This is a genomic window from Pinisolibacter sp. DMC19, assembly GCF_056313985.1.
Genome location: NZ_JBQUZF010000001.1, coordinates 240,009 through 254,698, shown reverse-complemented (window position 1 = coordinate 254,698; position 14,690 = coordinate 240,009). Strand labels below are relative to the sequence as shown.

Below are 14,690 nucleotides of genomic sequence, written 5' to 3'. Positions count from 1 at the left end.
ATCTCAGCGTTTCCAGCCGCCGCCACCGCCAGTCGGCCATTTCGACTTGTTGCGGTTCTTGAGGCTGTCGAGGCTCGGATAGCGGCCCATCTTCTTCTGCGGCGGGGGCGGGGGAGGCGGGGTCGGCTCGAGCCGGAGCTTCTTGGGCTCGGCCGCTTCCACCATGCCGGAGGTCAGGGTGATCGGGCCCTCGTCCTTGCGCTCGGCGATCTTGACGAGCTGGGTCAGCACCACCGCCGCGCCGCGCAGGCGATCGGCCGGCTCCGGCCAATCGCGGGTGAGCACGATCTTCTGATCGGGGCGGATCTTCGCCATCGAGCCCTGTTCGGCGATGAAGCGGACGAGACCGGCCGGATTGGCGAAGGAGCCGTCGCGGAAGGAGACGACGACGCCCTTGGGGCCGGCCTCGATCTTCTCGACGTTCGCCCGGCGGCACAGCGCCTTGACCCAGACGATCTTCAGCAGCTGCTCGACCTCCTCCGGCATCGGGCCGAAGCGGTCGATCATCTCGGCGCCGAAGGCCTCGATCTCCTCGAGGCTCGCGAGGTCCGACAGGCGCTTGTAGAGGCCGAGGCGCAGCGCCAGATCGGCGACGTAGTCCTCGGGGATCAGCACCGGCGTGCCGACGGTGATCTGCGGCGACCACTTCTCCTCCGGCATCGCCTCGTCGCCCGACTTCAGCGCCGCGACGGCCTCTTCCAGCATGTGCTGGTAGAGTTCGTAGCCGATCTCCTTGATGTGGCCGGACTGTTCCTCGCCGATCAGGTTGCCGGCGCCGCGCAGGTCGAGGTCGTGCGAGGCGAGCTGGAAGCCGGCGCCGAGGTTTTCCAGCGACTGCAGGACCTTGAGCCGCTTCTCGGCCTGGGTCGTCAGCTTCTTCTCCGCCGGGGTGGTGAAGAGGGCGTAGGCGCGCACCTTCGACCGGCCGACGCGGCCGCGCAGCTGGTAGAGCTGGGCGAGGCCGAACATGTCGGCGCGGTGGACGATCAGCGTGTTGGCGGTCGGGATGTCGAGGCCCGACTCCACGATCGTGGTCGAGAGCAGCACGTCGTACTTGCCCTCGTAGAAGGCGTTCATGACGTCTTCGAGTTCCGTCGCCGGCATCTGGCCGTGGGCGACGCAGACCTTGACCTCCGGCACGACCTTTTCCAGGAACTCCTTGCGCTCGGCGAGGTCGGAGAGGCGGGGGCAGACGTAGAAGCTCTGGCCGCCGCGCCAGTGTTCGCGCATCAGGGCGTCGCGCACCACCAACGCATCGAACGGCGAGACGAAGGTGCGGACCGCCATGCGGTCGACTGGCGGCGTGGCGATGATCGAGAGTTCGCGCACGCCGGTGAGCGCCAGCTGCAACGTGCGCGGGATCGGCGTGGCGGACAGCGTCAGGACGTGGACGTCGGCCTTCAGCTCCTTCAGCCGCTCCTTGTGCTTGACGCCGAAGTGCTGCTCCTCGTCGATGATCAGCAGGCCGAGATCCTTGAACTCGATGCCCTTGGCGAGCAGCGCGTGGGTGCCGACGACGATGTCGAGCGTGCCTTCCGCCAGCTCCTTCTTCACCGCCACCATGTCCTTGTGAGAGACGAGGCGCGAGGCCTGGGCGACGCGCACCGGCAGGCCCTTGAAGCGGTCGGCGAAGGTCCGGTAGTGCTGGCGCGACAGAAGCGTGGTCGGCACCACGACCGCCACCTGACGGCCGGCCGCGGCGACCGCGAAGGCGGCGCGCAGCGCCACTTCGGTCTTGCCGAAGCCGACGTCGCCGCAGACCAGACGGTCCATCGGGCGGCCGGCGGCGAGATCGTCGAAGACGCTCTCGATCGAGGCGAGCTGGTCGTCGGTCTCCTCCCACGGGAAACGAGCGCGGAACTCGTCGTAGAGACCTTCCGGCACGGTGTGGCGCGGGGCGGTCTTGAGGAGGCGCTGCGCGGCGGTCTTGATCAGCTGATCGGCGATCTCGCGGATCCGCTTCTTCATCCGCGCCTTGCGAACACCCCAGGCGACGCCGCCGAGCTTGTCGAGCTGGGCGTCGCTCTCGTCGGTGCCGTAGCGGGTCAGGAGCTCGATGTTCTCGACCGGCAGATAGAGCTTGTCGCCGCCCTGATAGACCAGCTCCAGGCAGTCGTGCGGGGCGCCGGCGGCGGTGATCGTCTTGAGGCCGGTGAAGCGGCCGATGCCGTGGTCGACGTGGACGACGAGATCGCCCTCGGCGAGGCCGGCGACCTCGGTGAGGAAGTCCGAGCCCTTGGGCTTGCGCTTCTTGGCCCGGATCAGACGCTCGCCGAGAATGTCCTGCTCGGCGACGACCGCCAGATCCTCGATCTCGAAGCCCTGTTCGAGGCCGAGGACGGCGAGGCCGATCTCGCCCTTTTCCAGCAGGCCCGCCTCGGGGAAGGTCTCGATCCGCTTGGTGCGGCCGAGGCCGTGGTCCTCGAGCACCTGGCGCAGGCGATCGAGCGCGCCTTCCGACCAGCCGGCGACGACGACCTTGCGGTCGCCCGCCCGCAGCTCGGAGAGATGGGCGATCGCCGCGTCGAAGACGTTTACGCCCTCGGCGGCTCGTTCGGCGGCGAAGGATCGACCCTGCCGACCCTCGCAGTCGACGACGTCGAGCCGGTCGCCGGGGAGCGCGAAGGGGGTGAGGCGGGTGGTCTGGGCATCGACCAGCCGGGCCGTCCATTCTTCCACCGTCAGGTTGAGGAGGGCGGGCTCGAGCGGCTTGTAGGGAACGGAGCCCGACTGGGCCTCCTCCATCGCCTCGCGGCGGGCGGCGTAGTGGTCGGCGACGTCGGCGATGCGCTCCTTCAATCCGTCTTCGACGTGATCGTCGAGGACGACGCGGGCGCCGTCGCAATAGTCGAAGATGGTCTCGAGCCGGTCGTGGAAGAGCGGCAGCCAGTGCTCCATGCCGGCGTAGCGGCGGCCCTCGGAGACGGCGGAATAGAGCGCGTCGTCGCGCATCGCGGCGCCGAAGGTCGCGAGATAGTTGCGGCGGAAGCGCGAGACGACGTCGGGCGTCAGCGTCACTTCCGACATCGGCACCCATTCCAGCCGCTTCAACTGGCCGGTGGTGCGCTGGGTCTCGGGATCGAAGCGGCGGATCTGCTCGATCTCGTCGCCGAAGAAGTCGAGACGCACCGGCGTCTCCGAGCCCGGCGCGAAGAGGTCGAGGATGCCACCCCGCGTCGCGTATTCGCCGGTGTCGCGCACCGTCGAGGTGCGCTCGAAACCGTTCGATTCCAGCCACTCGACCAGCTTCTTCATGTCGGCGCGGCCGCCGGCCTGGGCGGCGAAGGTCTCCTTCGCCACGCTGTCACGGGTCGGCAGGCGCTGGGCGGCGGCGTTGACGGTGGTCAGCACCACGATCGGCTTCTTGCGCTCGCGGGGGGAGGCGAGGTGCGAGAGCGTCGTCATGCGGCGGGCGACGACGACCGGGTTGGGCGAGACGCGGTCGTAGGGCCGGCAATCCCACGAGGGCAGCGCCAGGACGTGGACGTCGGGGGCGAAGAAGGCGAGCGCCGCCTCGAGCCGCTGCATGCGTACGCCGTCGCGGCAGATCACCAGGAGGCTCGCCCGCCCGTCGCGGGCGCCGGCATCGCGGGCGAGATCGCCGATCACGAGGCCCTCGGCGCCGTCGGGGACGCGCGACAGGGTGACGTGGATGCGGGTGCGGAAGAGACCCTGGAGCTTCTTCAAGACGGCATGTCCCGGTGATCGGCGCGTGGCCGGCGGAAAACGGAAAACGCCCGCGAGGGACTTTTCGTGCCCGCGCAGGTGCCCGTCCCTTGAACAGGATTCCGTGGCCTCCCGCCAGCGAAATCGGCGTGAACGGGCGGGGCCGGCGGCCGGATTGCAGCATTCGTCATGGGCCGGGCGATTGCGGGCGAACGGGACGAGGCGCATCATCGAGCACCATCGGGAGATCGTGCCATGACCCGTCTCGCCCGCCCGTTCGCCGTCGCTCTCGCCGTCCTCGTTGCACCCACCGTCCTCGCCGCTTCGGCCCCGGCGGCCGAGCACAAGCCCTACACGCCGCTCGCCGCGACCGTCGGCAAGCCGCTGAAGGCGCCGCCCGATCTCGTCGCGGCGGCGGAAGCCGTCCGCGCGGCGGCGGCGGCCGGTGATCGCGACGCGGTCTATGCCGGCATCGCCGACGACGTGATCTTCGTCGACACCGGCATCACCCCGACCGTGCCGCGCAAGGCGGAGAAGCGCAGTTTCGACGGCGCCGAGGCGGCGCTCGAGGCGATTGGCCGTGCCTTCACCGAAGGCGAGCCGGTCGGCCCCGGCGGCGGGCCGCTCGACCTGAAGGATGCCCGCATCGCCACGGCGCTCACCCGCATCGCCGAGGATCTGAAGGCGCCGCACTGGGCCTCCGACCCGCTGGTACCGGGCGGCCATTGCACGCGGGTCGGCGCGCGCTGGGATGCGGCGGCGGCGGCGAAGGCGAAGTTCGAGACCCAAGCCGTCTTCGTGCTCGAGCCGACCGACGCGCGGGCATCGCCCTCGGCGGGCGCGAAGTCCGTGACACGGCTTGCCCCGTCGAGGCTCTACGTCGACGGCGGTGCCGGCGAGGGCGGATGGAACCGCGTGACGCTTCCCGACGGCAAGACCGGCTGGGTGGCGCCGGGCAGGGCGCTGCCGGCGCAAGCGTGGGGCTTCTGTTTCCTACCCAACGTCGCGGGCGGCTGGCTCCTCGCCGCCGTCGTCTCGGCGCTGAACTGAGGCCGCCGCGGGACGGGCCGTCAGCCGCCGTTGGCGTCGGTGAAGGTCTTCATCGCCCGCCACACCGGCTTGTCGTGGATCGGGTCGACCGGCTCGGTGCCGACCACCCAGGCGAAGAGCTCGCGGTCGGAGACGTCGAGCAGGTGCTCGAAGTCGGCCAGATCGGCGTCCGACATCGTCGCCAGATGCGCATCGGCGAAGCGACCCATGACGAAGTCCATCTCCTTGGTGCCGCGATGCCAGGCGCGGAACAGCGCCTTCTTGCGCCGCGGTTCGAGGCCGTCGCTGGTGATGGTGCTCATGGGGGTCTCCTTCGGCCCGATCGGCGCGGGCGGTTCCGCCCATGCTCTAGCGATCGGCGCGGCGCTTGTCACCGCGTTCGTCCGTCGTAGTCGGGTGGGGAAGGGGCTCACCCGGATGGTCGAGGGCGTGGAGCGCTCGTCTCGACGGATGGCGCGGCGGCGCCTCGATCGATCGCGACGTCCGGGCGACGGGCGATCGTGGGATGCGTCCTTCAGACGAAGGAGACCGACAGCGGAGGTCCGCGCAGCGTGCCGTGGCGCAGCGCCGGGCGGCGATCGAGGATCGCCTCGGCGACGACGGCGGCCGGAGGGGTCGCGCGGGCAGCGAGCGGGAGTTCGTCCACGACAGGGGCAGTCGGGGCGACACCGTTGCTCGCGGTCGCGGCGAGGGAGCAGAGCACGCAGTCGTTGGCGCGGTCTGCCGGGAAGCCCTGTGGGCCGGTGGCATCGAGGGGGCTGGTCTCTCTGCCGCCGCACAGGGCGAGAAGACCGAGCGCGGCATCGGAGGCGACCGTTCCGGACGCCCGTGCCGCGACCGCGCCGAGGTGATCGGTCGACAGCACCACCTGGAACAGGATGAGCGCGATCGCCGCGAAGCCGCCGGGGCGGCTCCTGCGCATCGTCTCGAAGATCCCGTCCGTCCGGTGGTTCATCGCCGCCCTTCGTCGCGCACGCGCTCGATCTGGCCAGCCGGTGAGGGGGGGACTTCGCCGACGGGCCGCGCATCCTACGACGCGGTGGGCGTGGTGGAAAGGCGTCGCCTCGGAGCCCCGGAAACATCCGGATGCCGCCCACGTCGGTGCGACCGGAACCGGGTACCATATGCACGCAATACGGCAACCACCGAATATGGACAACCGTATTGCAGAGTGTCTCACTGGACGCGCCGCGCACGGATGACGCGCGCCGGGCCGGGGAGAGTGGCCATGAGTGTAGACGAGAAGATTGCAGCGCTCGCGCAGAGGATTTCCAAGCTCAGGGATTCGGTGGAGACCGAAGAGGCGACCAAGAATGCCTTCATCATGCCGTTCATCGGCGCGCTCGGGTACGACGTCTTCGATCCGAACGTCGTGATCCCGGAGTTCACCGCCGATGTCGGGGTGAAGAAGGGGGAGAAGGTCGACTACGCCATCAAGCGCAATGGCGAGATCGCCATCCTGGTGGAGTGCAAGCCCTGCCGCTCGGCGCTGTCGGAGGCGCACACGTCGCAGCTCTACCGCTATTTCTCGGTCACGGCGGCGCGGTTCGCGGTGCTCACCAACGGCATCGTCTACTGGTTCTATTCCGACCTCGACGAACCCAACAAGATGGACGCCAAGCCGTTCTTCGAGTTCGACATGGCCAATTTCCGGCCGGCGCAGATCGAAGAGCTCTCCAAGTTTTGCAACGAGAACTTCGACGTCGACTCGATCCTCGTCACCGCCAGCGATCTGAAATATCGGTCGCAGCTGATGAAGGAGTTCGCCGCCGAGCTCGAGAAGCCCTGCGACGAGCTGTGCCGGATGCTGGTCGGCCGCGTCTACGACGGCAAGCTGACGGCCAATGTCATGGGCAAGTTCGCGCCGCTGGTCGAACGCGCCATCCGCGACACGATCCGCGAGCTGGTGAACCAGAAACTCTCCTCGGCGATCGACGACACCGCGCCGTCGCCGCTGCCGAGCGCCGGCGACGGGGCCAAGGAGGTCGCCGGTGCCGCGACGGCGGAGACGATGGCCCCGGTCGACGACATCGTCACCACGGCGGAGGAACTCGACGGCTTCAACATCGTGCGGGCGATCGTGCGCGAGGTGATCCCGGTCGATCGGGTGTTCATGCGCGACGCCAAGAGCTACTGCGGCATCCTGATCGACGACAACAATCGCAAACCGCTCTGCCGGTTGCACTTCAATCGCAGCGTGAAGTTCATTGGCCTGTTCGATGCCGAGAAGAACGAGGAGCGCGTCGACATCGAACGGCTGGAGGACATTTTCCTGCACGCCGCGCGTCTGAAGGAGACGGCGCTGCGTTATTGAGAGCCAGCCTCCGTGCCCTTCGCCTCGACCCACAGCGCTTCCATCTCGTCGAGGGTCGCCTCGGCCGGCGTGCGGCCGGTCTCGGCGAGGCGGGCCTCGATGTGGGCGAAGCGGCGGCGGAACTTGTCGTTGGTGCCGCGCAGGGCGGTCTCCGGGTCGATCGCGAGGTGGCGGCCGAGATTGGCGACGGCGAAGAGCACGTCGCCGAGCTCGTCGGCCTGACGGGCGGGAACCGGGGAGGGGGTGTCGATCTCGGCTTCGATCTCGTCGAGTTCCTCGCGGATCTTGGCGATCACCGCCTTCGGATCGTTCCAGTCGAAACCGACGGTGCCGGCCTTCTCCTGCAGCTTCACCGCGCGCGTCAGCGCCGGGAGGCCGAGGGCGACGCCGTCGAGCAGGCCCTTCTTCGGCTCGACGCGGCCTTCCGCCGCGAGGCGGGCGGCGCGCGCCGCCTTCTCCTCGGCCTTGATGCGGGCCCAGGCGTCCTGCGCCACCGCGACCTCGCGGGTGTCGAGGGTGCCGAAGACGTGGGGGTGGCGGCGGATCATCTTGGCGGTGATCGCCTCGACCACGGCGCCGAAGTCGAAGCTGCCTTCCTCCTCGCCCATGCGGGCGTGAAAGACGACCTGCAGCAGCAGATCGCCGAGTTCGTCGCAGATGTCGTGGGCATCGCCACGGCCGATCGCCTCGGCCACTTCGTAGGCCTCCTCGATCGTGTAGGGGGCGATGGTCGCGAAGGTCTGTTCGAGATCCCAGGGGCAGCCGGTGCCGGGCGTGCGCAGCCGCGCCATGATCTCGAGGAGACGGGCAATGTCGCGGGACGGGGTCATCGGCGGGTCCTCGAAGAGCGCGCGGCGCGGGGCCGCGATTCGGCCGCAGGATAGCAGAGGCCGTCAGCCTTCCGGGGGAGACCGGGGCAGGGCGGCCATGCTATGGGAAGCCCATGCCGCCCTTCATCCCCGTCACCCGCTCCTTCGCCATCGATGCCGACGAGATCGTCGAGAATTTCGTGCGCGCCTCGGGGCCGGGCGGACAGAACGTCAACAAGGTGGCGACGGCGGTCGACCTGCGTTTCGACGTGGCCAACTCGCCCAACCTGCCGGAACGGGTGCGCGAGCGGCTGCCGGCGATCGCCGGGCGGCGGTTGACCAACGACGGCGTCGTCGTCATCCGCGCCGATCGCTTCCGCACCCAGGAGCAGAACCGCGCCGACGCGCTGGAACGGCTGCTGGCCATGCTGCGCGAGGCGGCGCTGCCACCGCCGCCGCCGCGCAAGGCGACGAAGCCGACGCTCGGATCGAAGATCCGTCGGCTCGAGGGCAAGAAGAAGCGCGGCGCGGTGAAGAGCCTGCGGCAGGGCCGGCCGTCGGTCGACTGACGGGGAAGGGCGTGCACCCTCCGATCCCGCGCCCTCAGATCAGGCCGGCGGCGATGTTGATCGTCAGCGCGAGCACGGTGGCGTTGAAGAAGAAGGCGAGTGTGGCGTGCGCCGTGCCGATGCGGCGCTGGGCCTTGGAGGTGAACTCGACGTCCGCCGTCTGGCCCGAGGTGCCGACCGAGACGGCGACATAGAGGAAATCCCAATAATCCGGAGCATCTTCGCCGGGAATGTTCATGCACCGTGGCAAGCCGGAATCGGCGGCGATCACCCAGGAATGGGCATAGTGGACGGCGAAGGAGGTCTGGATGAAGGTCCAGGCCGAGACGACCGTCAGCGTGGCGAGCGCGACGTGGCCGGCCTTGGCGAGCCCCGTGAGGTCCTTGACCACGGCGAGTTCCAGCACGATCGCCAGAAGGCTCGCGGAAGCGGCGAGGGCCGAGATTGTCAGGATGACCCGCGCCGTCTGGTCGAGCCGCCGGGCGCGGCTCAACGTACGGGCGGCGTCCGACGTTGCCATCATGTGAAATGTCAGCGCCAGATGCAGTCCGACGCCGACGTTCCAGGCGACGAGGAGAATGGTCGGCCACTGCCAGGAGACGAGCAGGGGCAGGACGGCGGCGACGAGCACGCCCAGTGCCGCCGAGGCCGTCAGGCGCGGGCGGACCAGCGAGCCGGCGAGCCGGCGGGCGACGGTGTTCGACATGAAGCGCGACCTCGCGGGCGAATCGAAGGATCTCAGTGTGCCTCGAGCGGCGGTGGCGGGCGAACGCCGGCGGGAGGTGGGCGGCCGATGACGCCGTCGGAGGGAGTGCCGATCGGAGACCCGACGTCGGATCGTGGCGCTGCGATGTGGCGCATCCGTGGTGGGACGGCGACGAGATCGAAGGCTCACGATCGACGCTCGCGAGGCCGGGGAGACGGCCGTCCGCCCATAGCGTCCCACCCATGTCCGTGATTCGCATAAGACGGATTATGGAACATAAAAGATGGCACGGGACCGTGAAACGGCGCAGGAAACGGTGATTCTCACCCCGCGTGGCTCGGTTACGCTCCACGCCATGATCCAGTGTGGAGGCTCGCGCGTGAGCACGAGCACCACCGACTCGACGCTACGTTTGTGCCGTCCTGTAAGGATACGCGATGCGGCTCCCCCATGCAGCGCCCAGCGCGAACCGTGTGGCGCGGTCGTCGCCCCGTCGGCGATCTCGGATGCCGCGCTTCGTCGCATCCCGGCGATTTCCCGTGCCCGGTGATTGCGGCGGACCGCATGGCGCGCGACGATCTCCGGGCGTCGACGGGCTTCCGTCCGCGGCGCCGGAGGCTTCGTCATGTCGCTTCGCCAGATCTTCCTGTCGTCCGTCGTCGTCGTCGCACTCGCCGCGAGCCCGGACCTCGCCGCGGCGCAGTCCGCGCCGGCCCCCGCCGAGGCCGCACGCGCCGGCGAGTTCGTCGGGCTCGAATACAATTCGGCGTCCGATTTCCACGTCGGTCGTGGCATCGAGTACCGCGCCGGCGTCTGTCTCGCCGACTGCGCCTTCGCCTACGAGAAATGGCGCGTCGGCGGCCGCGACCTCCTGGTGCTGAACCGCGGTGTCTCGCACGACGACAAGGGCAACGCGGTCTGGCGGGTGATCGATGCGATCGTCCTGCCGCGGAGCGACGGCATGGAGACGGGTGCCTGCCGGCTCGCCGGCGAGAAACGCGACTTCGTCGCCTTCGGCAAGATGCTCCACGACAAGAAACGTCAGGTCTTCCGCCTCTCGCCGGTCACGCAGGCCTTCGCCTTCGATCTCGCGGCCGGCCGCATCGTCGCCCTTCCGACCCGCGGGATCGAATGCACCGAGGAAGAGATCGACTGAACCGCCCTCTCCGCTCGTGACATTTCACGCCGGCAGGACGATCTCCAGCCCGTCGAAGGCCGGTTCGACGCCGGCCGGCAGGCGGGCCTTCAGCACCTCGTAGTCGAGCTCGTTGTGCAGATGGGTCAGCACGGCGCGCTTCGGCTTCTTGCGGTCGATCCAGCCGACGGCCTCGTCGACGCTGAGATGGCTCGGGTGTGAACGCGTCCGGAGCGCGTCGAGGATCCAGAGATCGAGCCGGTTCAGGTGTGGCAGGCTCTCGGGCGGGAAATCGCTGACGTCGGTCGAATAGGCGACGTCGCCGAAGCGCAGGCCGAGGCTCTCGGTGTCGCCGTGGATCTGGCGGAACGGCATCACCACGATGGCGCCGCCCTCCCCCTGGATCGACACCGCATGGCCGGCGACCAGCCGATGCTCCTCGAGGATCGGCGGATAGGCCGAGCCCGGCGGCGAGCGGAAACAGTAGTCGAAGGCCTCGTGCAGCCGCTTCGAGGTCCGCTCGTCGGCCCAGACGTCGACCAGACGGCGGCCGTGGAGATAGAGCGCGCGCAGATCGTCGATGCCGTGGATGTGGTCGGCATGGGCATGGGTGAAGACCACGCCGTCGACATGACCGACACCGGCGTCGAGCATCTGTTCGCGCAGGTCCGGACCGGCGTCGACCAGCACGCGCGTCACTTGGCCGGCCGAGTCGGTGCGGGTGACCAGCAGGCTGGCGCGGCGACGACGGTTCTTCGGGTTCTTCGGGTCGCAGGCGCCCCAGTCGTTGCCGATGCGCGGATTGCCCGGCGACGAGGCGCAGCCCAGAATCCGGAAGCTCATGGTCGCCGACATGGGGATCCCCTTGGAATTTCAGTGCGTCGCCTCGTTCAGGTGGGCGACGTGTCCCTTGGTACCTTCGAAAACAGGCGATGGAAATTGGCCGTGGTGATGGCTGCGATGTCCTCGACGGACTTGCCCTTCACCGCGGCCAGCACCTTCGCCGTCTCGGCGACATGCGCCGGCTCGCAGCGCTTGCCGCGGTGCGGCAGCGGCGCGAGATAGGGCGCGTCGGTCTCGAGCAGCAGGCGGTCGAGCGGCACGTCGGCGGCGACCGCCCTCACTTCCTCGGCCTTCTTGAAGGTCAGGATACCGGAGAACGACACGTAGCCACCGAGCGCCAGCGAGCGGCGGGCGAGGTCGGGACCCGAGGAGAAGCAGTGGAGGAGATGGGGGAAGGCCCCCGCCTCCGTCTCTTCTTCCAGAATCCGCGCCATGTCGTCGTCGGCCTCGCGCGAATGGATCACCAGCGGCAGGCCGGTCGTCCGCGCCGCGGCGATGTGCATGCGGAAGCCTTGTTCCTGCAGGTCGCGGGGGGCGAGGTCGTAGTGGTAGTCGAGCCCGGCCTCGCCGATCGCCACGCATTTCGGGTGGGCGGCGAGGCGCAGGATCTCGTCGAGCGTCACGTCGGCCTCTTCGGCCGCGTTGTGACAATGGGTGCCGACCGAGCAGTAGATCTGCGGGTGCGCCTCGGCGATGGCGCGCACCTGCGGGAACTTCCGCACCCGCGTCGAGATCGTCACCATCTTGGCGACGCCCGCCGCCTTCGCCCGCGCCAGGATCCCGTCCATGTCGCCGGCGAAGTCGGGGAAGTCGAGATGGCAGTGGCTGTCGACGAGGATCGGCGCCGTCATGGTGTCAGGCCCCCTTCCCCGCCGGCGCGTCGGCCGTCGGCTCGACCCACTTGGGGAAGACCGGGGTCGGCGCCGGCAGCGCGAGGCCGGCCGCCAGGCGCTTGGCGACCGCGGCGAAGTTGCGGTCTTCCGGCGCCTGGGCGAGCGCGTCGAGGAGCTTGCCGGCGGCGGTCGGGACGACCGGCTGGGCGAGCAGCGCGACGATGCGGATGACCTCGGCCGTCACCCACAGGACGGTCTCCATGCGCGCCGGATCGGTCTTCTTCAGCGCCCAGGGGGCAGCGGCGGTGAACCAGCGGTTGGCATCGGCCACCACGGCCCAGATCGCCTCGAGGCTCTTGTGGATCTCCTGGCGGTCGTAGGCGGCGCGCGAGGTCTCGAGCAGCGCGTCGGCGGAGGCCAGCATCGCCGCGTCCTCGGGGGCGAGCGCGCCCGGCGTCGGAACCTTGCCCTCGCAGTTCTTGGCGATCATCGACAGCGAGCGCTGGGCGAGATTGCCGAGATCGTTGGCGAGATCGGCGTTCATGCGGCCGACGATCGCTTCGTGGCTGTAGGAACCGTCCTGGCCGAAGGGCACTTCGCGCAGGAAGAAGTAGCGTACCGCCTCGGTGCCGTAGTCCTCGGCCAGCGTGAAGGGGTCGACGACGTTGCCCGTCGACTTCGACATCTTCTCGCCCTTGTTGAAGATGAAGCCGTGGGCGAAGACGCGCTTGGGCAGCGGCAGACCGGCCGACATGAGGAAGGCCGGCCAATAGACCGCGTGGAAGCGGACGATGTCCTTGCCGATCACGTGGAGATCGGCGGGCCACCACTTCTTGTACTCGGCACTGTCTTCCTTGGGGAAGCCGGCGCCGGTGATGTAGTTGGTCAGCGCGTCGACCCAGACATACATCACGTGGCCGGGCGAGTTCGGCACCGGGATGCCCCAGTCGAAGGTGGTGCGGCTCATCGAGAGATCCTCGAGACCGCCCTTCACGAAGCTGATCACCTCGTTCTTGCGAGAATCCGGACCGATGAAGTCGGGGTTCGCCTCGTAATGGGCCAGCAGCCGCTCCTGGAAGGCGGAGAGGCGGAAGAACCAGCTCTCTTCCTCGTTCCACTCGACCGGTGTGCCGGTGGGCGTGGCGCGGCGGACGCCGTCGTCGCCGACTTCCGTTTCGGCCTCGGTGTAGTAGGCCTCGTCGCGGACCGAGTACCAGCCGCCGTATTTGGCCATGTAGAGGTCGCCGGCCTTCTCCATCCGGCGCCAGATCTCCTGCACCGAGGCGTGGTGATCGGCATCGGTGGTGCGGATGAAGCGGTCGTAGGAGACGTCGAGCGCCGCGTCCATCTCCTTGAACACGGCGACGTTGCGATCGACCAGCTGGCGGGGCGTCAGGCCCTCCTTCGCCGCGGTCTGATGCATTTTCAGGCCGTGCTCGTCGGTGCCGGTCAGGAAGAAGACGTCGAAGCCGTCGAGCCGCTTGAAGCGGGCGAGCGCGTCGGTGGCGATCTTCTCGTAGGCATGGCCGACGTGGGGCCGGCCGTTCGGGTAGTCGATCGCCGTGGTGATGAAATACTTGGGCGCGGTCATCGGTGTTCCTTGGAGCGCGGAGGGCGATCGGCGTCCGATCGCACGCGCCTGTTTCGCGGATGTGGCCGGAGGGCCGGAAATCCTCGTCGTCACCGAGGCATACTCAATTCCGCGCCGCCTCGGCAAGGGCTCGCAGCGCGGCGAGGACGGCCGCCTTGCGATCGAGGTTGAGCGCTTCGGAACGCGCGAAGATCTCGCCGATCTCGCGATGGGCCTGCGCCGCGGCGGCCGCGGCGGCGAGGCCGCGGGTGGCGAGCGCCTTCTCGGCCGCGTCGCGGGCGACGTCGCCGATGAAGTCGACGGCGATGTCGAAGGCATCCTCCGAGCCCCTCACCGCCACCTTGTCGGCGAAGGCATGGGCGGCGGCGGGGTCGAGATCGGGCGCGCGGGCGACGATGGCGTCGAGCGCCCGCCGCAGGGCGACGCCGTCGGCGGCGACGAGTGCCGCGGCGCGGCGCAGCGATCCGTCGGCGAGTTCGGCGGCGGCGGCGAAATGGGACGGATCGCCGTCGATGCCGATCGCCGTCAGTCCGTCGGCGATCGCATGCGGGCTGAGGGGCGCGAGATCGAGCCGCCGGCAGCGCGAGCGGATGGTCGCCATCAGCCGGCCGGGGGTGTGGGAGATCACCAGGAACAGCGAGCGCGGCGGCGGCTCCTCCAGGATCTTCAGCAGCGCGTTGGCGGCCGAGGCGTTCATCTCGTCGGCCGAATCGACGATGGCGATACGCCAGCCGCCGGCACCCGCGGTCGAGCCGAAGAAGGAGACGGTGCGACGGATCTCGTCGACCGGCAGCTCGGTCTTGAAGCGCTTGGCCTTCTCGTCCCAGGGACGGCGCAGGTGCAGGAGATCGCCGTGGGCGCCGACGGCGATGCGGCGGGCGACCGGGTGATCCTCGGGCACGGAGAGGTCGCGTGCGGCCATGACCTGCGGCGCGCGCGGATCGGGATTGGCGAGGACGAAGCGGGCAAAACGAAAGGCGAGCGTCGCCTTGCCGATGCCCTTCGGCCCGCCGAGGATCCAGGCGTGGTGGATGCGGCCGGAGCGATAGGCGTCGAGCAGCGTCGCCTCCGCCTGACCCTGGCCGAAGAGGTCGGAGCGCTCGCGCGGCAGGGCGACGCCGTCGATGGCGTCGACTTCCGGAGCTCCGTCCTGGGCGACCGGCGCGCGTGCCAT

At 69.2% G+C, this 14,690-nt stretch carries 13 protein-coding genes; 4 read left to right on the top strand and 9 right to left on the bottom strand.

What is annotated here, in order from left to right; translation table 11 throughout:
* Nucleotides 1-3 precede the first annotated feature (3 nt).
* A complete protein-coding gene (gene mfd / locus ACT53U_RS01145; RefSeq protein WP_476152036.1) occupies nucleotides 4-3,687 on the bottom strand; it encodes a transcription-repair coupling factor in 3,684 nt (1,227 codons plus the stop codon).
* A 234-nt stretch (nucleotides 3,688-3,921) separates the two neighbouring features.
* Between mfd and ACT53U_RS01140 the strand changes: the two genes are divergently transcribed.
* On the top strand, nucleotides 3,922-4,716 hold the full coding sequence (locus ACT53U_RS01140; protein WP_476152034.1) for an SH3 domain-containing protein: 795 nt from the start codon (nucleotides 3,922-3,924) through the stop codon (nucleotides 4,714-4,716).
* Nucleotides 4,717-4,736: 20 nt separating this feature from the next.
* Here the strand turns inward: ACT53U_RS01140 and ACT53U_RS01135 are convergent, their stop codons facing one another.
* Together ACT53U_RS01135 and ACT53U_RS01130 are read right to left on the bottom strand one after the other, a co-directional pair.
* On the bottom strand, nucleotides 4,737-5,018 hold the full coding sequence (locus ACT53U_RS01135) for an FAD assembly factor SdhE (protein ID WP_476152032.1): 282 nt from the start codon (nucleotides 5,016-5,018) through the stop codon (nucleotides 4,737-4,739).
* A gap of 212 nt (nucleotides 5,019-5,230) precedes the next feature.
* The gene (locus ACT53U_RS01130; RefSeq protein ID WP_476152030.1) at nucleotides 5,231-5,671 is read right to left on the bottom strand and encodes a hypothetical protein; all 441 of its coding nucleotides are present in this window, start codon (nucleotides 5,669-5,671) and stop codon (nucleotides 5,231-5,233) included.
* A gap of 273 nt (nucleotides 5,672-5,944) precedes the next feature.
* On the opposite strand from ACT53U_RS01130, the gene ACT53U_RS01125 reads away from it, so the two are divergent.
* Nucleotides 5,945-7,030 (top strand): type I restriction endonuclease, encoded by a 1,086-nt coding sequence (locus ACT53U_RS01125; protein WP_476152029.1) that lies wholly within the window; start codon nucleotides 5,945-5,947, stop codon nucleotides 7,028-7,030.
* Here ACT53U_RS01125 and mazG read toward each other — a convergent pair.
* The gene (mazG, locus tag ACT53U_RS01120) at nucleotides 7,024-7,860 is read right to left on the bottom strand and encodes a nucleoside triphosphate pyrophosphohydrolase (RefSeq protein WP_476152027.1); all 837 of its coding nucleotides are present in this window, start codon (nucleotides 7,858-7,860) and stop codon (nucleotides 7,024-7,026) included. The genes ACT53U_RS01125 and mazG overlap by 7 nt on opposite strands.
* A gap of 113 nt (nucleotides 7,861-7,973) precedes the next feature.
* On the opposite strand from mazG, the gene arfB reads away from it, so the two are divergent.
* Nucleotides 7,974-8,408: an alternative ribosome rescue aminoacyl-tRNA hydrolase ArfB gene (gene arfB / locus ACT53U_RS01115; protein ID WP_476136766.1), complete on the top strand. Its 435-nt coding sequence runs from the start codon at nucleotides 7,974-7,976 to the stop codon at nucleotides 8,406-8,408.
* Between the two features lie 34 nt (nucleotides 8,409-8,442).
* Here arfB and ACT53U_RS01110 read toward each other — a convergent pair whose 3' ends face one another.
* Nucleotides 8,443-9,114 carry a DUF1345 domain-containing protein gene (locus ACT53U_RS01110; protein WP_476152026.1) on the bottom strand — a complete coding sequence of 224 codons (672 nt, stop codon included), beginning with the start codon at nucleotides 9,112-9,114 and terminating at the stop codon, nucleotides 8,443-8,445.
* Between the two features lie 625 nt (nucleotides 9,115-9,739).
* Between ACT53U_RS01110 and ACT53U_RS01105 the strand changes: the two genes are divergently transcribed.
* The gene (locus tag ACT53U_RS01105; protein ID WP_476152024.1) at nucleotides 9,740-10,270 is read left to right on the top strand and encodes a hypothetical protein; all 531 of its coding nucleotides are present in this window, start codon (nucleotides 9,740-9,742) and stop codon (nucleotides 10,268-10,270) included.
* A gap of 24 nt (nucleotides 10,271-10,294) precedes the next feature.
* On the opposite strand, the gene ACT53U_RS01100 is transcribed toward ACT53U_RS01105, so the two are convergent.
* The 4 genes from ACT53U_RS01100 to ACT53U_RS01085 all read right to left on the bottom strand — a co-directional run bounded on the left by ACT53U_RS01100 (nucleotide 10,295) and on the right by ACT53U_RS01085 (nucleotide 14,690).
* Entirely contained in the window at nucleotides 10,295-11,104 is an 810-nt protein-coding gene (locus tag ACT53U_RS01100) for an MBL fold metallo-hydrolase (RefSeq protein WP_476152022.1), read from the bottom strand.
* A 35-nt stretch (nucleotides 11,105-11,139) separates the two neighbouring features.
* Nucleotides 11,140-11,931: a TatD family hydrolase gene (locus tag ACT53U_RS01095; protein ID WP_476153030.1), complete on the bottom strand. Its 792-nt coding sequence runs from the start codon at nucleotides 11,929-11,931 to the stop codon at nucleotides 11,140-11,142.
* Between the two features lie 16 nt (nucleotides 11,932-11,947).
* On the bottom strand, nucleotides 11,948-13,516 hold the full coding sequence (gene metG, locus ACT53U_RS01090) for a methionine--tRNA ligase (RefSeq protein WP_476152020.1): 1,569 nt from the start codon (nucleotides 13,514-13,516) through the stop codon (nucleotides 11,948-11,950).
* A gap of 103 nt (nucleotides 13,517-13,619) precedes the next feature.
* Nucleotides 13,620-14,690 (bottom strand): DNA polymerase III subunit delta', encoded by a 1,071-nt coding sequence (locus tag ACT53U_RS01085; RefSeq protein ID WP_476152018.1) that lies wholly within the window; start codon nucleotides 14,688-14,690, stop codon nucleotides 13,620-13,622.